15 protein-coding genes and 1 tRNA gene are annotated in these 17,256 nt (G+C 73.8%); 3 read left to right on the top strand and 13 right to left on the bottom strand.

The window, feature by feature from the left end; all coding sequences use genetic code 11:
• Window positions 1-13: 13 nt before the first annotated feature.
• The gene (locus ACZ3TI_RS33240; protein ID WP_465732867.1) at window positions 14-697 is read right to left on the bottom strand and encodes an ABC transporter; all 684 of its coding nucleotides are present in this window, start codon (window positions 695-697) and stop codon (window positions 14-16) included.
• Window positions 694-1,551: an ATP-binding cassette domain-containing protein gene (locus ACZ3TI_RS33235; RefSeq protein WP_465732865.1), complete on the bottom strand. Its 858-nt coding sequence runs from the start codon at window positions 1,549-1,551 to the stop codon at window positions 694-696. The genes ACZ3TI_RS33240 and ACZ3TI_RS33235 overlap by 4 nt, the downstream gene beginning before the upstream one ends.
• Window positions 1,552-1,748: 197 nt before the next feature.
• Here ACZ3TI_RS33235 and ACZ3TI_RS33230 point away from each other — a divergent pair, with 197 nt between their 5' ends.
• Both ACZ3TI_RS33230 and ACZ3TI_RS33225 read left to right on the top strand, forming a co-directional pair.
• Window positions 1,749-3,077 carry a VWA domain-containing protein gene (locus ACZ3TI_RS33230; protein ID WP_465732863.1) on the top strand — a complete coding sequence of 443 codons (1,329 nt, stop codon included), beginning with the start codon at window positions 1,749-1,751 and terminating at the stop codon, window positions 3,075-3,077.
• Window positions 3,078-3,079: 2 nt separating this feature from the next.
• Window positions 3,080-3,943 carry a peptidase gene (locus ACZ3TI_RS33225; protein ID WP_465732861.1) on the top strand — a complete coding sequence of 288 codons (864 nt, stop codon included), beginning with the start codon at window positions 3,080-3,082 and terminating at the stop codon, window positions 3,941-3,943.
• Window positions 3,944-4,031: 88 nt separating this feature from the next.
• Here the strand turns inward: ACZ3TI_RS33225 and ACZ3TI_RS33220 are convergent, their stop codons facing one another.
• From ACZ3TI_RS33220 to ACZ3TI_RS33175, 10 genes are all read right to left on the bottom strand, one after another.
• Window positions 4,032-5,651, bottom strand: a complete 1,620-nt coding sequence (locus ACZ3TI_RS33220; protein WP_465732859.1) for a DUF2079 domain-containing protein — start codon at window positions 5,649-5,651, stop codon at window positions 4,032-4,034.
• 83 nt (window positions 5,652-5,734) lie between these two features.
• On the bottom strand, window positions 5,735-6,928 hold the full coding sequence (locus ACZ3TI_RS33215) for a glycosyltransferase 87 family protein (RefSeq protein ID WP_465732857.1): 1,194 nt from the start codon (window positions 6,926-6,928) through the stop codon (window positions 5,735-5,737).
• A 370-nt stretch (window positions 6,929-7,298) separates the two neighbouring features.
• A tRNA-Ala gene (locus ACZ3TI_RS33210) sits at window positions 7,299-7,372 on the bottom strand.
• Between the two features lie 82 nt (window positions 7,373-7,454).
• Window positions 7,455-8,453: a divisome protein SepX/GlpR gene (gene sepX, locus ACZ3TI_RS33205; RefSeq protein ID WP_465732855.1), complete on the bottom strand. Its 999-nt coding sequence runs from the start codon at window positions 8,451-8,453 to the stop codon at window positions 7,455-7,457.
• 150 nt (window positions 8,454-8,603) lie between these two features.
• Entirely contained in the window at window positions 8,604-9,230 is a 627-nt protein-coding gene (locus ACZ3TI_RS33200; RefSeq protein WP_465732970.1) for a GNAT family N-acetyltransferase, read from the bottom strand.
• On the bottom strand, window positions 9,227-9,745 hold the full coding sequence (locus ACZ3TI_RS33195) for a MogA/MoaB family molybdenum cofactor biosynthesis protein (RefSeq protein ID WP_465732853.1): 519 nt from the start codon (window positions 9,743-9,745) through the stop codon (window positions 9,227-9,229). The genes ACZ3TI_RS33200 and ACZ3TI_RS33195 overlap by 4 nt, the downstream gene beginning before the upstream one ends.
• Window positions 9,746-9,777: 32 nt before the next feature.
• On the bottom strand, window positions 9,778-10,218 hold the full coding sequence (gene moaC / locus ACZ3TI_RS33190) for a cyclic pyranopterin monophosphate synthase MoaC (RefSeq protein WP_465732968.1): 441 nt from the start codon (window positions 10,216-10,218) through the stop codon (window positions 9,778-9,780).
• 126 nt (window positions 10,219-10,344) lie between these two features.
• Window positions 10,345-11,682, bottom strand: coding sequence for a molybdotransferase-like divisome protein Glp (gene glp / locus ACZ3TI_RS33185; protein ID WP_465732851.1), 1,338 nt, complete (start codon window positions 11,680-11,682; stop codon window positions 10,345-10,347).
• Between the two features lie 22 nt (window positions 11,683-11,704).
• On the bottom strand, window positions 11,705-12,625 hold the full coding sequence (gene galU, locus ACZ3TI_RS33180) for a UTP--glucose-1-phosphate uridylyltransferase GalU (RefSeq protein ID WP_465732849.1): 921 nt from the start codon (window positions 12,623-12,625) through the stop codon (window positions 11,705-11,707).
• Between the two features lie 51 nt (window positions 12,626-12,676).
• Complete coding sequence (locus ACZ3TI_RS33175; protein ID WP_465732847.1) at window positions 12,677-13,588, bottom strand: GGDEF domain-containing protein; 912 nt, start codon at window positions 13,586-13,588, stop codon at window positions 12,677-12,679.
• A gap of 62 nt (window positions 13,589-13,650) precedes the next feature.
• Between ACZ3TI_RS33175 and ACZ3TI_RS33170 the strand changes: the two genes are divergently transcribed.
• The gene (locus ACZ3TI_RS33170; protein ID WP_465732845.1) at window positions 13,651-14,226 is read left to right on the top strand and encodes a 5-formyltetrahydrofolate cyclo-ligase; all 576 of its coding nucleotides are present in this window, start codon (window positions 13,651-13,653) and stop codon (window positions 14,224-14,226) included.
• An 82-nt stretch (window positions 14,227-14,308) separates the two neighbouring features.
• Here the strand turns inward: ACZ3TI_RS33170 and ACZ3TI_RS33165 are convergent, their stop codons facing one another.
• Complete coding sequence (locus ACZ3TI_RS33165; RefSeq protein WP_465732843.1) at window positions 14,309-17,026, bottom strand: penicillin acylase family protein; 2,718 nt, start codon at window positions 17,024-17,026, stop codon at window positions 14,309-14,311.
• Window positions 17,027-17,256 lie beyond the last annotated feature (230 nt).

The following is a 17,256-nucleotide window of genomic DNA, read 5'->3' as shown; positions in this document are numbered from 1 at the left end:
CACTGCGGCCCGCTCACTCCGGTCGGCGTCCGGCCAGTGCCGCCGCACCCGCGGCGCCCACGCCCAGCAGGGCCCCGGCGAGCAGCAGCTCCGCCCAGGGCGCCGCGACCCGGCCGGTCCGGGCCGCCTCCACCAGCCCGCGCAGCGCCGCGTTGGCCGGCGAGGCCGGCACCACCAGCAGCAGCGCGGCCAGCGTCAGCGCCGCCGGGATGCCGTACGGCCCGCGGGTCAGCACCGGCCGGTCGGCCAGCGCTCCGGCCAGCACCCCCAGCAGCGCGCACACCGCCGAGGTCAGCAGCCCCGCCAGCAACGCCGGCCCGACTCCCGGCTGCCTCGGCGCCCCCGGGTTCGCCACCGCCCCGCCGGCCCACCACAGCGCCGCCACCTGGCCGACCGCCAGCACCAGCGAGACCGCCAGCGCCGCCAGCAGCGCGCCCAGGTGCACCCGGGCCGGGCCCGCCACCGCGACCAGGCAGGCCCGCGAGGCCGGCGGCTCCGCGGCCAGCGCGGCGCGGACGTACCAGGCGCTCACCGGCAGCAGCGCGCCCGCGCCCAGGCCGAGGCTGCCCAGCAGCGGATCGCCCGCCGTCGTCCCGATCACCAGCAGCAGCACGTACGCCAGGAACGGCGACAGCCAGGCGTGCGAGCGCAGCAGCAGCTCCCCGTGGTACCGCGCCAGCGAACCGACCTGCCTCACCGCTCCCCCTCCGCTTCCCCGCGCCGGCGCACCGCCAGCACCCGGACCGCCGGGCGGCCCAGCAGCAGCCGGCGCAGCAGCGCGTCCGAGTGCGCGGCCGGTACGGTCAGCCGCACCGCCGTCCCCGCCAGCGCGGTGCGCTCCGGCGCGCCGGGCAGTAGCTCCGGCAGCGGGTCGCCGTCCGGGACGTCCACCTCGACCTCCATCACCGGGCCGCCGTCGGCCGGCACCGCCGTCCCGTCCTCGACGGGCCGCAGGCCACCGTCCGCACCGACCCGGTAGGCGGCACTGGTCAGCCCGGCCAGCCGGGCCGGGTCGTGGTCGACGAACAGCACCGTGCCGCCCGCCGCCGCCCGTTCGGCGGCCGCCGCGTCCAGCACCGCCCGGGCCTCCGGGTCCAGCCCGGTCCAGGCCTCGTCCAGCAGCAGCACCCGGGCCTCGGCGAGCAGCCCCTGGGCGACCGCGACCTTCTGGCAGGTGCCCTTGGACAGCCGGCTCAGCGGGGTGCCCGCCCGGTCCGCGATGCCGAACCGGTCCAGCCACTCCCCCGCCCGCCGCCGCGCCCGCTCCGCCGACAGTCCGTGCACCCGCCCCACCCGCAGCAGGTACGAGGCGGCGTCGAACGGCAGCGCCGGCGGGAAGCGTTCGGGCACGTACGTCGTCGGACCGGGCCGCACCACCCGGCCCGCGCTCGGCCGCTCGATCCCGGCGGCCAGCCGCAGCAGGGTCGACTTGCCGCTCCCGTTCGCCCCGGCGATCCGCACCAACTCCCCCGGCCCGACGGCCAGATCGACCCCGCGCAGGATCCACGGCCTGCCCCGCCCGTACCGTTTGCCGACCGCCGCCAGCTCCATCGCACCCCCGCTTCCGTCACCGGGTACGAAGGCTATCGACGGCGCGTAAGACCGCCGTGAGCGCGGACTCCCCGCCCCCGCGCCGGAGTTCACACCGGAGTCCGCGCCGGAGCGGCCCGGCGCACGATCCGGACTCGGATCGGTACGCCGAACCGGTGATCCCCAGGGTGTGTCAGACACGCCCTAGGATCGGCCGGGTGACTACCGGACGACGACCACAGACCAGGCTCGGCAGCCTGCTGGCCGCCCTGGCGATATCGGGCGCCTCGCTGCTCCTCGGCCTGCCCGCCCACGCCGACGAACCATCAGCCGGCGCCGCTCCGGCGTCCAAGGAGGCCCCCCGGGTCGACCTCGTGCTGGACGTCAGCGGCTCCATGCGCGAGCCGGACATCCAGGGCAAGAGCCGCATCTCGGTGGCCCAGCAGTCGCTGAACGAGGTGATCGACGCGCTGCCTGCGGAGACCGAGTTCGGCATCCGCACCCTGGGCGCGAACTACCCCGGTGACGACAAGGTCCAGGGCTGCCAGGACACCAGGCAGCTCTTCCCGGTCGGCAAGACCAACAAGGTCGAGGCCAAGACCGCCGTCGCCACCCTGCGCCCGACCGGCTGGACCCCGATCGGCCTGGCCCTGCGCGGCGCCGCCCAGGACCTCGGCAAGGGCGAGACCACCCGCCGCGTGGTGCTGATCACCGACGGCGAGGACTCCTGCGCCCCGCCCGACCCGTGCGACGTCGCCCGCGAACTCGCCTCCCAGGGCATCCACCTGGTCGTCGACACCCTGGGCCTGGCCCACGACGACAAGACCCGCCAGCAGCTGCTCTGCATCGCCAACGCGACCGGCGGCACCTACACCGACGTCCGCACCCCGCAGCAGCTCACCGACAAGGTGAAGCAGCTGGTCGACCGCTCCAACGACACCTACACGGTGACCCCGGTCAAGACCTCCGGCACCGACAAGTGCGAGAGCGCCCCGGTGCTCGCCCCGGGCGTCTACACCGACCGCGAGAAGTTCTCCGAGCACCGCGTCTACAAGGTCCCGGTCAAGTCCGGCCAGGAGCTGCGCGCCTCGGTCAGCGTCGCGCTGGACCGCGCGGTGGCCCGCGACTACGGCGTCCTGCTGCAGGCCACCAGCGCGACCGGCCAGGAGCTGGTCCGCGGCACCGACGCCGCCAGCGGCCGTACCGACCTGGTCTCCACCGGCCTGCGCTGGTCCACCGACGACTCCAAGGGCTACGTCACCGCGAGCCCGACCTCCTCGAAGGAGTCGAAGGACAAGCCCGCGACCACCGTCTGCCTGATCGTCAGCAACTCGCTGGCCCCGCAGGCCGGCGTCCAGGCCGACCCCGGCCTGCCGCTGGAGCTGACCGTGGACCTGACCTCCTCCTCGCCCGCCCCCGAGGGCGCCGCGATGGGCCTCGGCCGCGGCTGGATCCTGCTGCTCACCCTCACCCTGGCCGGCCTGGTCTTCGGCCTGCTGTTCGGCTGGATCGCACGTTGGCGGATCGCCGTCTGGCGGGAGAACTGACCATGCGTACGACGATTCGCGGCGCCCTCGCCGCCCTCGCCCTGCTGCCCGCCCTCGCCCTGGGTGCCCCGGCCGCCTCGGCCGCGCCGTCCCCCTCGGCCACCGCGAGCGGCACCCCGGCCCCGGCCACCAAGGCCGGCACATCCTTCCTGACCGCGGTCAACCTCTCCCCCGGCCAGGACGCCAACGTCGCGGCCTCCACCGGTGACTACCTGTACTGGGCGTTCGGCGCCTCCGAGGGTCAGACCCCGACGGTCAACCTGGCCGTCAGCCTGGCCCCCGCGACCGACCGGCACGGCCCGCAGACCTGGTCCGTCGAGGTCTTCGACGGACTGCGCCGCCGCCAGGCCTGCACCGCCGGCACCCAGAACGCCACCGCCGAGCAGGGCGCCACCACCGTGGCGCTGAACTGCACCCTGCGCGAGGTCCGCACCTGGGCCGAGCCGTGGTCCGGCGACCCGCTGCCCGGCACCTACTACGTGCGGCTGTCGGTCACCGACGTCCCGCAGCCGGACCTCGGCCTGGCCTCCTCCGTGCAGCTGCACGTCGCCGCCAAGGGCGACTCCGACAACGCCCAGCCGGAGGGCGGGGAGCTGAAGGCCCCGCTGGTCCCGCCGGCCGGCGGCGGCGCGAGCACCGCCAAGGCGGCCGCCCCGGTGGTGGAGGAGGAGCACTGGTACACCGGCTGGTTCTCCGGCTGGAACAGCCGCTGGTACTGGACGATCGGCGGCGGCTTCCTGGCCGCCCTGGCGGGCGTCCTCGGGTACAACCTGACCCGGCACCCGCACGGCCGCCGACCCGGCCGCTACGGCGCCGTCCCGCCCCAGGGCACCCACCAGAGCGGCTCCTACGCCGACCGCCCCTGACCGCCGGCGCACTGCCCCGCACAGCCCGAGGGCCGGCCGGAGAGCTCCTCCGACCGGCCCTCGGCCGTGTCCGGCCCCGCGGCGGGCGTCAGCCGCGGAAGAGGTTGTGCCCCACGTCGGACGGGACGACGTCCTGGACCGGCTCGCTGTCCGGCCCCGGCACGTGCTCGCCGGGCACCGGCTCGCCGCTCTCCCGGTGCAGCAGCACCACGCCGTCCTCGGCCCACAGCTGCCGGTACCCGTGGTCCAGCAGCAGCCGGATCCGCTGGGCCTGCTCGGTGTCCGCGGCGAACGGGAAGGAGCGTTTGTTCGACCGGGTGAGCACGTAGTCGCGCCCGCGCGGGGTGCCGTCCACCAGCACCACGTCCGTCCGGGCGGTCAGCCGCGGCGCGATCTGGTTGTCCGCCTCCACCGAGGCCCCGTCCGGGATCAGCGCGGCCGCCCGCACCAGCGCGGCCTCGCTCGGCTTGGCCGACCAGGAGGCGGGCACCGCCAGCTGCAGCAGCCCGATCGGTACGGCGGCCACCAGCGCGATGCCGGCCGCGCCGAGGCCCAGCCGCCGGGCCCGCTGGACGGTCCGCGCGGGCCGCTCGGCACTGCTCAGCCGGCCCAGCACCTCGATGGCGGCGGTGAGCAGGATCGGCCAGAGCATCGAGTCGTAGTGCCGGGCGATCGACCAGTGGTTGGGGTTGCTGGACAGGATCCGCTCGGCCAGCAGCGGCACCGCGCACAGCACGGTGGCCGAGCGCAGCGGCAGCAGGAGCGCCGTGCCGAACAGCCAGAGCAGCAGCAGCGGCTTGAGCGGCTGGTCGAAGGCGGCCTGCACCAGCAGGAACGGGTTGTGCAGCAGGTGGCGCAGCGCGTCCCCGCCGTCCGCGCCGAGCGCGTCGTAGTTCCAGTAGTAGCCCGGCTTGCCGCCCATCGCCGGGATCAGCCAGGTGATGGCGGCCGCCGAGGCGATCGGCCCGCCCAGCAGCAGTCCGAGGCCGGTGAAGCGGCCCGCCCGGTCCCCGGTCCGGCGGGTGCGCAGCAGCAGCACCAGCCCGTACGCCCCGACCATCAGGCCGAGGTCCTCCTTGGTGCAGCACAGCAGGACGGCGGCGAGCACCACCGTGCCGTACCGGCGGGCCAGGCCGCGCTCCAGCATCAGCAGGGTCAGCGGCACCGCGAAGGCGACCTCGTGGAACCCGACCCGGGCGGCGACCAGCAGCGGCCAGCCGAAGGCGTAGACCAGCCCGGCCAGGTCCGCGGCCCGCCGGGCGGTGCGCGGCGGGGCGGCGGCGAACCCGTGCGCGGCGATCCGCCGGACCAGCGGCACCCCGGCCGCGAAGAGCAGCGACTGCCCGATGATCAGCGAGCGCGGGTCGTCCCAGATCCAGTACAGCGGCGCGAGCAGCGCCAGGACCGGCGAGAAGTGGTCGCCCAGCAGCGAGAAGCCGGGCGGGAACTCGTGGTGGTAGCTCTTCAGCGAGGAAACCGGCAGCCCGAAGTGGGCGTAGCCGCGCACGCCCTGGTCGAAGATGCCGAGGTCGAAACCGCCGAGCGACACCGACGTCCAGCCCTGCAGGCCGATGGCGCACATCACCGCGAAGCAGAGCGTGCTGAGCAGCGCGGTGCGCCGGGCCGGGCCGGTCAGGAGGGCCGCGACGGCGTTCCGGGCGGCGGGCGCGGCGGCGGGCGGCGACGGGGGTGCGGTCTGGGTGGTCACGTCAGGTCTGATCCGTCCGGTCTGGGCCCGTCGGGTCCGGTTGGTCGGGGCCGGGTCGGGGCCGGTTGGTCGGGGCCGGGTCGTCAGGTCCGGTTCGTCAGCGCGGGGTCGCGGTCGAGCTTGGCGACCAGGAGCGCCCAGGCCCCGCCGCCGGCCCCGTCCACGGCCTGCCGCCGGGCGCGGTACAGCCGCACGCCCAGGACCACCAGGACGGCGACCCCGATCGGCGGGTAGATCGCGCCGGGCAGCTGCCAGTACCAGTCGACCCCGCGCCCCCAGCGGTGCGGCACCGTCCACATGACGTGGGAGAGGAACACGACCAGGGTCACGCCGAGCAGGACCTGCCGCGCCCTGGTGCGGGCCTCGACCACCAGCAGGGCGATGAGCGGGATGCACCAGACCCAGTGGTGGGTCCAGCTGATCGGCGAGACCAGCAGCGCGGTGAACGCGGCGCAGACCCCGCCCCAGGCGTCGGCCCGGCGCAGCACCCGCGCCGAGCGCCCGGCCAGCACCGCCACCCCGAGCCCGAAGGCCCCGACCAGCGCGGAGGCGGCCAGCCCGACCGGGCCCGGGTCGTTGACGTCGAGCAGCCGGCAGACGGCCCCGCGCAACGACTGGTTGTCCACCAGGACGGTCACGCCGACCCGGCTCGGGTCCCAGAGGTACTTGCTCCAGAAGCCGTACGAGGCGTCGGGCAGCAGGGCCCAGCCGATCAGGCCCGCGGCCAGGAAGGTGCCGGCCGAGACCAGCGCGGCCCGGACCCGTCCGGTCAGGAACAGGTAGACCGCGAACAGGCCCGGGGTGATCTTGATGGCGGTGGCCAGCCCGATCCCCACGCCCTTGAAGCGGTTGCGGTCCGGGCGGGTCAGGTCCCACAGGACCAGGCAGAGGATGCCGAGGTTGACCTGGCCGTACTGGAAGGTGGTGAAGACCGGCTCCAGCCAGATGCCCAGGCCGGTCGCCAGGATCACCACGGCCGTGCGGTGCTGCTTCGCCCACCCGGCCAGCTTGAGCGACAGGTGCACGGCCAGGGCGAGCAGCGCGTAGTTGAGCAGCATCACCAGGACGCGCAGGGTGCTCACGTCGAACCAGGTGCTCGGCACGAACAGCATCGCGGCGAACGGGGGGTAGGTGGCCGGCAGGTCCCAGCCGGGCAGCCGCATCGCGTACAGGTCCTCGCCGCGGACGACGGCCTGGCCCTCTGCCCGGTAGACCAGCATGTCGACCATGGTGGCCCCGTGGGTGTGCCGGAAGAAGGCGAACACCGCCAGTGACACCGCTGCGACGCAGCTCGCCGCGAGGGTCCGGGACTTCGGTCTTCCGGTTGCCGGGGAGTCGCCGGGCTCTTCCGGGCCCGACTGCCGCGCCCACCGTGTCAGACCGAACTCGCGCACCGCGATGGCACCCCGTTGAGATAGACCAGATCGTTCCGTCGTCAGCGTCTGGGCCCACCCACCATAACCGACCCCCCTGAGGCCCAAACGGCGTCAGAAACCGCGCCCGGGAAGGAGTTGTGATCTCGACCACAACGGGTCCTCCGCCGCCGCCGAGCCGTCCGGAACCGACCCGGCGCCACAAAACGCGAAATCCCGCCGGGAGTTGCCTCCCGGCGGGATTCGGTGGACCGGCCGGAGCCGATCCGTTGGGTGGAGCTGAGGGGATTCGAACCCCTGACCCCCTCGATGCGAACGAGGTGCGCTACCGGACTGCGCCACAGCCCCAACGAGAAGAAACTCTAGCACCTTTCGGAGGGGGTCTGTGACCACCCCCCGGATGCGGTGCTGGTCGGGGGGTGGCCCGGGGTCATTCGTTGGCCGCGCGGGGCCGGGACTCGGGGGCCTGCGGCTCGGCGTACTGGTCGAAGAGCGGGGTGTTGCGGGACTCGGCGGGGCGCCCCGCGGTCCAGGTGCCGGGGGCCGACAGGTCGAGCCCGCGGGAGACCCGGGGGGCGACCGGCGCGGTGACGTAGGTCGGCAGCGGGACGGGCACCGGTTCCCAGGAGTCCGGGCCGGCCGCACCGCGCTCGCGCATGCCGTCGACCCACTCCTCGTGCTCGGTCGCCTCGGCCACCGCGGAGGCGGAGGGCACCGCGACGGTGGCCTCCTCCGGATCTGCGGCCAGCCGCAGGTGCGGACGGCGCGCGACCCGCTCCTCGGCGGCCGGGGCCGACTCCTCCGCCGCGGGGGCCTCCGCCGCCTCGGCGTCGCCCGCCGGGGCCTCGGCCCGCTGCTGCTCGCGCTTGCGCAGCCGCTCGGCCGCCTGGGCGGCCCGGGTGCGGTCGAGCTTCACCTCGTACCGCTGGCGCTCCAGCCTGCGCAGGTGGCCGATGTACAGGGTGAGGAGGACCGCCGGTACGGCCGGGACCCAGAGGAAGGACAGCCCGGCCACCGCCGCGGCCACCGCGCCGAGCGCGAAGGACAGGAAGAGGGCGGTGACCATCCGGCGCCGCCGGGCCAGCAGCCGCGCCCGGCGCTCGACCCCGACGCGTGGCGCGGGGGCGGGCCGTTCGGCCGGCCGCTCCGCCGGTGGTTCGGGCTCCCGCGCCGCGGGGTCGCCGGAGGCGGCCTCGTCCCGTCCGGGAGGGCCGTCGTTGCTGTGCTCGTCGTCACGCGGTTCGTCGCCCAGGGCCCGGGCTGCCCGTCGCTCCATCGCCGAACGCCCGGCCAGCAGGCGGATGGCGGTGCTGAAGCGTTCCGTCGGGCGAGCCTCGTTGAGTTCGTCCTGTCTGCGGAGCCACATCGGCACCAGATAGGCGGCCCAGGCCCCTACGATGACGGCGTAGATAAGGCCGCTACTGCTCACGATTCACACCGTACGGGCGCCGGGGAAGGCCTGGCAGCAATTTGGCGCGGCGTGTCGTGTGATCAAGCTGATTCTCCGACTATTTTGCCGCCATTTGTGACGGTCCGCCACCGGCCCGATGCCATATCGATATTTCTTTCGAACATATATTCAATTACTCGGTTCATGCCCGGAACTGAGCTTCCGCCAGCGCTCCAGCATCCCCTCCGGAACCTCCTCGTCGGTCAGCGCGTACACGAGGTGGTCGCGCCAGTCGCCGTCGATGTGGAGGTACCGCGGGCGGATTCCCTCCGAGCGGAAGCCGAGCTTTTCCACCACGCGCCGGCTCGGGCCGTTCTCCGGGCGGATGCAGACCTCGATCCGGTGCAGTCCGAGGGTGCGGAAGCAGTAGTTCACCGAAAGCGCCACGGCGGTCGGGATGATGCCCCGGCCGGCCACCGCTTCGTCCACCCAGTACCCGACGTTCGCCGAGCACATCGAGCCCCAGGTGATTCCGCCGACGGTCAACTGACCCACCAGCTGGCCCTTGTAGAGCACGACGAAGGGCAGCATCCGGCCGGCCGACGCCTCGCCGCGCAGGAAGCGGACCATCTGCCGGTACGTCGGGCGGGGCCCGGCGACCTGTCCGGCCTGGCCGGGCGGCACGGTGGCCTCCCACCGCCGCAGCCAGTCCCGGTTGCGGCGGCTCACCTCCTGCCACTCGCGCTGGTCACGCGCCCTGATCGGGCGCAGCGTGACCTCCCCCTCATGGAGTTCTACCGGCCAGCCGGCGTTCAGTGCCCTCTCCCGGATGCTGGAGCCCCGGGCGCCGGGGCGTCGGGCCGGGGGTGGTCCCCGCCGCCGAGCTGGTCGACGGCGTGGGCGAGCAGCGGCTCCAGGACGGCCAGGCCGTCCTTGACGCCGCCGGTCGAGCCCGGCAGGTTGACGATCAGGGTACGTCCGGCGAGCCCGGCGAGCCCGCGGGAGAGCGCCGAGGTGGGCACCTTCTCCCGGCCGTACGCGCGGATGGCCTCGGCGATGCCGGGGACCTGGCGGTCGATCACCCGGGCGGTCATCTCGGGGGTGAGGTCCATCGGCGAGATGCCGGTGCCGCCGGTGGTCAGCACCACGTCGTAGCCGGCCGCGACGGCCTCGCGCAGCACCGCCTCCACCGGCTCGCCGTCCGGGACGACCCGGGGGCCGTCGGCGGTGAAGCCCATCGCGGTCAGCCCGGCGACCAGCAGCGGGCCGCCCTTGTCCTCGTAGACCCCGGCCGAGGCCCGGTTGGAGACCGTCACCGCAAGGGCCCTCATGCGCCCACCTCGCTTCGCCTCGCTGCGCTCCCTCACGCCTCCACCTCCGGGGCGAACCAGTCGCCGCTCTTGCCGCCGGTCTTGCTGAGCACCCGGACGGACTCGATCTCGGCGCCCTTGTCCACGGCCTTGACCATGTCGATCACGGTCAGGCCGGCCACCGCGACGGCGGTGAGCGCCTCCATCTCGACGCCGGTGCGGTCGGCGGTCTTCACGGTGGCGGTGATCTCCACCGCGTCGTCGGCGACGGCGAGGTCGACCTTGACGCCGGAGACGGCGATCGGGTGGCAGAGCGGGACGAGGTCCGGGGTCTTCTTGGCGCCCATGATCCCGGCGATCCGGGCCACCGCGAGGGCGTCCCCCTTGGGCACGCCCTCGCCGCGCAGCAGCTCGACCACCTTCGGGGAGACCCTCACCCGCCCGGCCGCGACGGCGGTGCGCGCGGTGGTGGCCTTCTCGGAGACGTCGACCATCCGGGCCGCGCCCTGGTCGTCGACGTGGGTGAGGCGGTCGCCGGGGGGAGGTGTCGTCACGGGTAACTCCAGGGGCGCGCAGGTCGAATACCGCGCTACCGTACCGCCAGCCGGCTCGTCGGCCGCTCAGGAGTCCAGCAACACCACGTCGACCTCACTGCCTGCGGGCAGCTCGGTGACGTCCTCGGGGACGGTGATCAGGCAGTCGGCCAGGGCCAGTGCGCCGACCAGGTGCGACCCGCTGCCGCCGACCGGACGGACGGTGCCCTCCGCCGCCGAGTAGCGGCCGCGCAGGAACTGCCGGCGGCCGGCCGGGGAACGCAGCGCCGCCGGGCAGAGCGCGCGGACGACGGGGCGGTGCACGTCGGCGGCGCCGAGCATGGTGCGGATGACCGGGCGGACGAAGAGCTCGAAGGAGATGTAGGCGCTCACCGGGTTGCCGGGCAGGGCGAGCAGCGGCACCCCGGTCGCGCCGCCGATCCGGCCGAAGCCCTGCGGCTTGCCGGGCTGCATCCGCAGCTTGCGGAAGTCCACGCCGCCGTAGGTCTCGAAGACCTCCTTGACCACGTCGTACGCGCCGACGCTGACCCCGCCGCTGGTGACGATCAGGTCGGCCCGGCCGAGCTGGTCCTCCAGGACGGAGCGCAGCCGGTCGGCGTCGTCCGGGACGGCACCGACCCGGTAGGCGATGGCGCCGGCCTCCTGGGCCGCGGCGGTGAGGGTGAAGCTGTTGGAGTCGGCGATCCGGCCGGGACCGACCGGCTCGCCGGGCTGGACCAGCTCGCTGCCGGTGGAGATCACCACCACCCGGGGGCGCGGGCGGACCTTCACGGTGGGCCGGCCGATCGCGGCGAGCAGGCCGAGCTGGGTGGGGCCGAGCCGGGTGCCGGCGGCCAGGACCTTGGCGCCGGCCGCGACGTCGCTGCCGCGGCGGCGGATGTGCGCGCCCTCGGCGACCGGACGCAGGACGCGGACCTCCTCGTCCGGGACGGGCGCGGTCATCGCGGCGGCGGCCACTCCGGTGCCGGTGCCGCCGTCGGTCCACTCGACCGGGGCGACGGCCTGGGCGCCGGGCGGGAGGGGGGCGCCGGTCATGATCCGGGCGGCCTGGCCGGGGCCGACCTTGGGCAGCTCCGCGGCGCCGGCGGCGATGTCGCCGACCACGGAGAGCACCGACGGGTAGGTGTCGGTGGCGCCCTCGGTGTCCGCGGTGCGGACCGCGTAGCCGTCCATCGAGCTGTTGTCGAAGGGCGGCAGGTCGCCGTCGGCGACCACGTCCTCGTCGAGCCGGCAGCCCTGGGCGTCGAGCAGCTGGAGCTCGATCGCGGGCAGCGGGCCGACGGCGGCGAGCACGTCGGCGACGTGCTCGTCCACCGTCCAGAGGCGGGGGGCCGCCGGTGCCGGGTCCGCTCCGTCGTCGCAGCAGGCTGCGGGCGTGGTGCTGTGCTCGGTGGACCCGGTCATCGGCGGCTCGCTCTCTGTCGTGTCAGTCCTGCATCTCGGAGCCGACGAACTCCCGCAGCCAGGTCCGGAACTCCGGGCCCAGGTCCTCGCGCTCGGCGGCCAGACGGACGATAGCGCGCAGGTAGTCGGCGCGGTCGCCGGTGTCGTACCGGCGGCCCTTGAAGAGCACGCCGTGCACCTGGCCGCCGTCGGCCGGCTCGCGGGTGGTCAGCTCGCGCAGGGCGTCGGTGAGCTGGATCTCGCCGCCGCGGCCGGGCGGGGTCTCGCGCAGCACGTCGAAGACCAGCGGGTCGAGGACGTAGCGGCCGATGACGGCGTAGTTCGAGGGGGCCTCGCCGGGCTCGGGCTTCTCGACCAGGTCGGTCACCTGGAAGACGTCCTCGCCGAAGCCGTTGGCCTTGACGGCGGCGCAGCCGTAGAGGTGGATCTGGGAGGGGTCGACCTCCATGAGGGCGACGACCGAGCCGCCGAGCTCCTGCTGCACCTCGATCATGCGGGCGAGCAGCGGGTCGCGCGGGTCGATCAGGTCGTCGCCGAGCAGGACGGCGAAGGGCTGGCCGGCGACGTGCTGCTCGGCGACCGAGACGGCGTGGCCGAGGCCCTTCGGGTCGCCCTGGCGGACGTAGTGCATGTTGGCCAGCTCGACGGACTCGCGGACCCGGGCCAGGCGCTGCTCGTCGCCCTTGCGCGCCAGCAGTTCCTCGAGCTCGTAGGCGCGGTCGAAGTGGTCCTCCAGGGCGCGCTTGTTGCGCCCGGTGACCATCAGTATGTCGGACAGGCCCGCGGCGGAGGCCTCCTCGACGACGTACTGGATGGCCGGCTTGTCGACGACCGGCAGCATCTCCTTCGGGGTGGCCTTGGTCGCCGGGAGGAAGCGGGTGCCCAGTCCGGCCGCGGGTACCACGGCCTTGGTTACCGGAACTCGGGAGTTGGTCGTCGTCATGCGTTTACCTTACTCAGGCACGTTTTCGCCGGGCCGAGCACGGTCGGACGGCTAGGACAGCACGTCGCGGGGCCCGGCCACAGTGGCTGGCGTATGGGAAGGGACCGGCTGGGCGAGGGGGTCCCCTCCGGCACAGGGCGACAGACTACCCGGCTTTTCCGAACGGTCACGTTCGGCAGTCGGAGCGTGATCCGTACCGGAAGTGACCGGGGTGCGGGGCCCGGTGGCGGGGCGGTCGGAAGGCCGCGGCGAGATCCGCCAGCAGTCGCCGCCGGCCGCCCGGGCCTCGGCGAGCGCCGCGTCGGCGGCGCGCAGCAGGACGGCGGCATGGGTGCCGTCCTCGGGCAGGACGGCGACACCGGCGGCGGCGGTGAGGCCGTTGCCGTGCGCCGGGCGGGATTCGCGCGTCCCGGAGGACCAGTCGAGCAGCAGGTGACGGCGGACCGACCAGACCAGCCGCTCGGCGACCTGCGCGGCGCCGTCGGCGCCGGTGTCGGGCAGCACCACCAGGAACTCCTCGCCGCTGTAGCGGCCGAGGGTGTCGGCCCGGCGGATCTCCATCGCGAGGCGCTGGGCGAGGTCGCGCAGTATCGCGTTGGCCCGGCCTCGGCCGTGCTCGGCGATGACGGCGTCGAAGCCGGAGATCGCGAGCATCAGCACGGCGAGCGGGCGGGGGCCGTCGGCCTGGTCGGTGTGCTCGGCGCGGCGGGCCCGTTCGATCTCCCGGTCCAGGGTGAGCTGCAGGTGGCGGTAGTTCCACACCCCGGTGAGCGGGTCGCAGGAGGCGGTGCGCTCCAGCTCGGCGCAGCGGTCCTCCAGCTCGCCGATCCGCGTGCGCAGCCGCTCCGCCCCGGCGGCGGCCGCGGCCCGGTCCCGTCGTGCCCGTAGTCCCAGGACGGTGGCGCCGGCCAGCGCCGGGGCGCTCAGCGCGGCCAGGGCCTGGACCAGCAGCGGGGTGGACAATCGGGGCGCCCTTTCGCGTGGCAGGCTCTGCGCGTCGACGGTCTGGAGACGTGGAGGATCCGATGCACAACGAGAAGAGCGACCTGAGGACACGGCTGTTGACGGAGCGCCGCACGCTCTCCCCCGAGGAACGCGCGGAGGCGGCCCGCGCGCTGGCCGGGCACGCCTGGGAGCTGGCCGCGCGGGGGGCCACCGTGGCCGCGTACGTCTCGGTGGGTGCGGAGCCCGGGACGAGGCCGCTGCTGGACGCGCTGCGCGAGGAGGGGGTGCGGGTGCTCCTGCCGGTGCTGCTCCCCGACAACGACCTGGACTGGGCCGAGTACGCCGGGCCCGAGGAGCTCGCCCCGGCCGGGCGCGGGCTGCTGGAGCCGTCCGGTCCGCGGCTCGGACCGGACGCCGTCACCCAGGCCTCGGTGGTGCTGCTGCCGGGCCTGGCGGTGGACCGCGGCGGGCTGCGGCTGGGCCGCGGCGGCGGCAGCTACGACCGGGTGCTGGCCCGGCTGGGGCGGGCCGGGGTGCGGCCGGTGCTGGCGGTGCTGCTGTACGAGCACGAGCTGCTGGAGCGGGTGCCCGCCGAGTCGCACGACCGGACGGTGGACCTGGCGGTCACGCCCGCCGGGGTGCGGACGCTCGGGTAGCCGCGCCTCTTCTCGCAGGGGAACGACGACGGCCCCGCTCCCCCGTGAGAGGGGGCGGGGCCGCCGGGTGGCCGTGCGGGCCTCAGCCCGCGGTGAGCACCAGCTTGTGCTTGGTGGCCTTCTCGACCGCGTCCGCGCCGTAGGCCCAGGGGAGCAGCCTGCCCTTGAGCCAGAGGTCGGTCTGGTCGTTGTAGTTGTCGTGGAAGGCGTGGCCGGAGGCGCCGCCGACGTTGATCCAGCGCGAGGAGTCCAGGTCGTTCAGGTCGACCACCATACGCATCGACGGGATCCAGTCCACCTGGTAGCCGGCGGCCGCGTTCCAGCCGGCCGCGTCGACCGCCGCCGAGCCGCCGGAGAGCCGGTACGGGCCGCGGTTGAGCAGCTTGTGGAGCACGCCCGAGGCGATCGAGGAGTCGTCGGTGCCGAGGGTCTGCTCCTTCAGCTCCAGCTTGTGCAGCCGGCCCCAGCTCCAGGTGGAGATGTCCTTGCTGAGCAGCGAGGTCAGCTCCTGGCGGGCGTTCTTCATCGCCTCCTTGAGCAGGTTGTCCAGGCCCTTCTGGACGGTGTGCTGGGAGTCGATGTACGTCCACCACGAGCTGTCGGGCTTCTCCAGCTGCTGGCGCACCACCTCGGTCCAGCGGTCGCCGCCGTCCGGCTGGGCCTTGCCCGGATCACGGGTGCCGCACTCGGTGACGATCCTGGTGGTGCTGTCCGGCTTGGTGGGGTCGTCCTGCTGGCGGACCAGCAGGCAGTTGTCCTTGGCGCGGAGGTCGGCCGGGAACTTCTGGCCGAAGGCGAGGGTGAGCAGCTGGCGCCAGACGCCGTTGTAGTAGGCGGCGGCGGCCGAGTCGGCGTCCTGGTGGTAGTTCCAGTCCTTCAGCAGGTCCTGGGCCTCGCGCACGTACGGGTCGTCGATCTGCTGCTTGAGCAGGAGCGGGACCAGCGACTTGGCCATGATGCTGGTGTTGTCCAGCTGCAGGGTCTGCATGTCGTCCGGCGAGATCTTGCCGTTGTTCTTGAGCAGGCCCTCGATCTGGTCGGTGATCTCCTTGGCGCGGGTGCCGTACTCCCAGTCCTTGGTCAGGCTGGGCTTGTAGCTCTGGTCCACCACGGCCTGGTTGGCGGTGACGATGTAGCCGGCGGCGGGGTTGAGGCTCCACGGCAGCGCGGTGAAGGGGATCGGGTCCTTCCACTGGTACGCGGAGTCCCAGCCCAGCGCGGGGTAGGTGCCGTCGCCCTTGCCGCGGACCGGGATGGTGCCGGGGGCCTGGTAGCCGATGTTCTTGGCGTCGGCGTAGATGAGGTTCTGCGCGGGGACGGCGAAGTCCTTGGCGGCGGCGCGGAACTCGTCCCAGTTCTTCGCCTTGTCCAGCTCGAAGACGGCGTCCATGGTCTTGCCGGGGCTGAGCGCCGTCCACTGCAGGGCGACGCCGTAGCCGCCGGTGCCGCGGTCGGGGGCGGAGGTGCCGTTGGGGGCGTACTTGCCGACGTTCTGCTGCTCGCTGCTCTGGTCGGAGATCAGCGGGGCGCCGGTCTGGGTGGTGCGGACGGTGATGGTGCGGTCCTCCCCGCCGGCGACCTTGATGGTCTCCTTGCGGAGGTCGAACTTCACGTCCTTGCCGTCGACCTGGTAGGTGTCCGGGCCGGTGACCTTCTCCAGGAAGAGGTCGGTCACGTCGGCGCCGAGGTTGGTGAAGCCCCAGGCGACGTCCTTGTTGTGGCCGATCACCACGCCGGGCATGCCCGCGAAGGTGAAGCCGGAGACGTCGAACTGGCAGGCCGCGGAGGCGGTCCGGCAGTGCAGGCCCATCTGGTACCAGACCGAGGGCAGGCCGGGGCCGAGGTGCGGGTCGTTGGCCAGCAGCGGCTTGCCGGTGGTGGTGTGGGAGCCGGCGACCACCCAGGAGTTGGAACCGATGCCCTGGCCGGGGCGGCCGAGCAGCTGCGGCATCGCGTCGATCCGGTCGGTGAGGCCCTGCAGCATCGCCTTGGTGGTGGCCGCGCCCTGGGTGGTGGCGGTGCCGTTGCCCGGGACGGGCTGCGCGGGGCCGTCGGCGGGGCGGTAGGTGTCGCCGCTCACGGTGCCGGTCTTCACGATGGTGCCGTTGCGGGCGTACGGGTAGTCCGGGTACAGCTCGGCGATCTTGTCCGGGGCGAAGTCCTGGGCCAGCAGCGAGCGGTCGACCTCCTCCTGGAGGTTCCCGGAGAGGTTCCAGGCCATCGCCTTGAGCCAGGCCACCGAGTCCACCGGGGACCACTGCTCGGGCGTGTAGCCGCTGTTGACGACGCCGAGCAGGGTGTACTCCAGCGAGGCCTTCGCGCCGCCGGGGTGCTCGGAGAGCCAGGCGTTCACGCCGTCCGAGTAGGCCTGCAGGTACTTCTTGGTCTCCGGCGACAGCTTGGTGTCGAACTCCTTCTGCGCCACCTGCCGCCAGCCCATCGTGCGGATGAAGGTGTCGGTGTCGACCTGGCCGTCGCCGAACATCTCGGAGAGCCGGCCGGCGGTGATGTGCCGTCGGACGTCCATCTCCCAGAAGCGGTCCTGCGCCTGGACGTAGCCCTGGGCGCGGAACAGGTCCTCGGGCGTGTCGGCGTACAGCTGCGGGATGCCGTTGGCGTCCCGCTTCACGTCGACCGGCGCGCTCAGGCCCGCCACCTTGACGTTGCCGTCCACCTCCGGGAAGGAGGCGCGGACCGCGGTGACCCCGCGGTAGCCGCCGTAGCCGACGCCGGCCACCAGCAGCACGACCAGCACGATCACGAACAGACGGGCGCGCCGGAACTTCTTCGAGCGGGGCATCTGGGTCCTTGCGGTCCTGACTTCGGGGCGGGCGGGGCGTGTCCAGGGCCTGCGGCCGTGACAGGGCACCACATTAGGCCGAGTCGGCCGGGCACTGTGAACGGGGGACCAGGCTAAAGATCTGGCAAAATGTTAGACTGAGTAACGATCCGCAAGGGGAGCATTGACGACTTCTTGACGGGCCCCCCTTCGTCACACCCACAGCACCACCTGACACCCCGCCCGCCCAT

Source organism: Kitasatospora sp. NPDC023120, assembly GCF_055560835.1.
The sequence above is the reverse complement of the archived record's forward strand: the minus strand, read 5'-3'. Positions and strand labels throughout refer to the sequence as shown.

What these genes read in the sequence shown, in the direction of transcription:
- glp (WP_465732851.1), bottom strand. Translation starts at nt 11,682, where the DNA reads ATGACCGGGTCCACCGAGCACAGCACCACGCCCGCAGCCTGCTGCGAC.
- galU (WP_465732849.1), bottom strand. Translation starts at nt 12,625, where the DNA reads ATGACGACGACCAACTCCCGAGTTCCGGTAACCAAGGCCGTGGTACCC.
- ACZ3TI_RS33165 (WP_465732843.1), bottom strand. Translation starts at nt 17,026, where the DNA reads ATGCCCCGCTCGAAGAAGTTCCGGCGCGCCCGTCTGTTCGTGATCGTG.
- ACZ3TI_RS33225 (WP_465732861.1), top strand. Translation starts at nt 3,080, where the DNA reads ATGCGTACGACGATTCGCGGCGCCCTCGCCGCCCTCGCCCTGCTGCCC.
- ACZ3TI_RS33235 (WP_465732865.1), bottom strand. Translation starts at nt 1,551, where the DNA reads ATGGAGCTGGCGGCGGTCGGCAAACGGTACGGGCGGGGCAGGCCGTGG.
- moaC (WP_465732968.1), bottom strand. Translation starts at nt 10,218, where the DNA reads ATGGTCGACGTCTCCGAGAAGGCCACCACCGCGCGCACCGCCGTCGCG.
- ACZ3TI_RS33195 (WP_465732853.1), bottom strand. Translation starts at nt 9,745, where the DNA reads ATGAGGGCCCTTGCGGTGACGGTCTCCAACCGGGCCTCGGCCGGGGTC.
- ACZ3TI_RS33170 (WP_465732845.1), top strand. Translation starts at nt 13,651, where the DNA reads ATGCACAACGAGAAGAGCGACCTGAGGACACGGCTGTTGACGGAGCGC.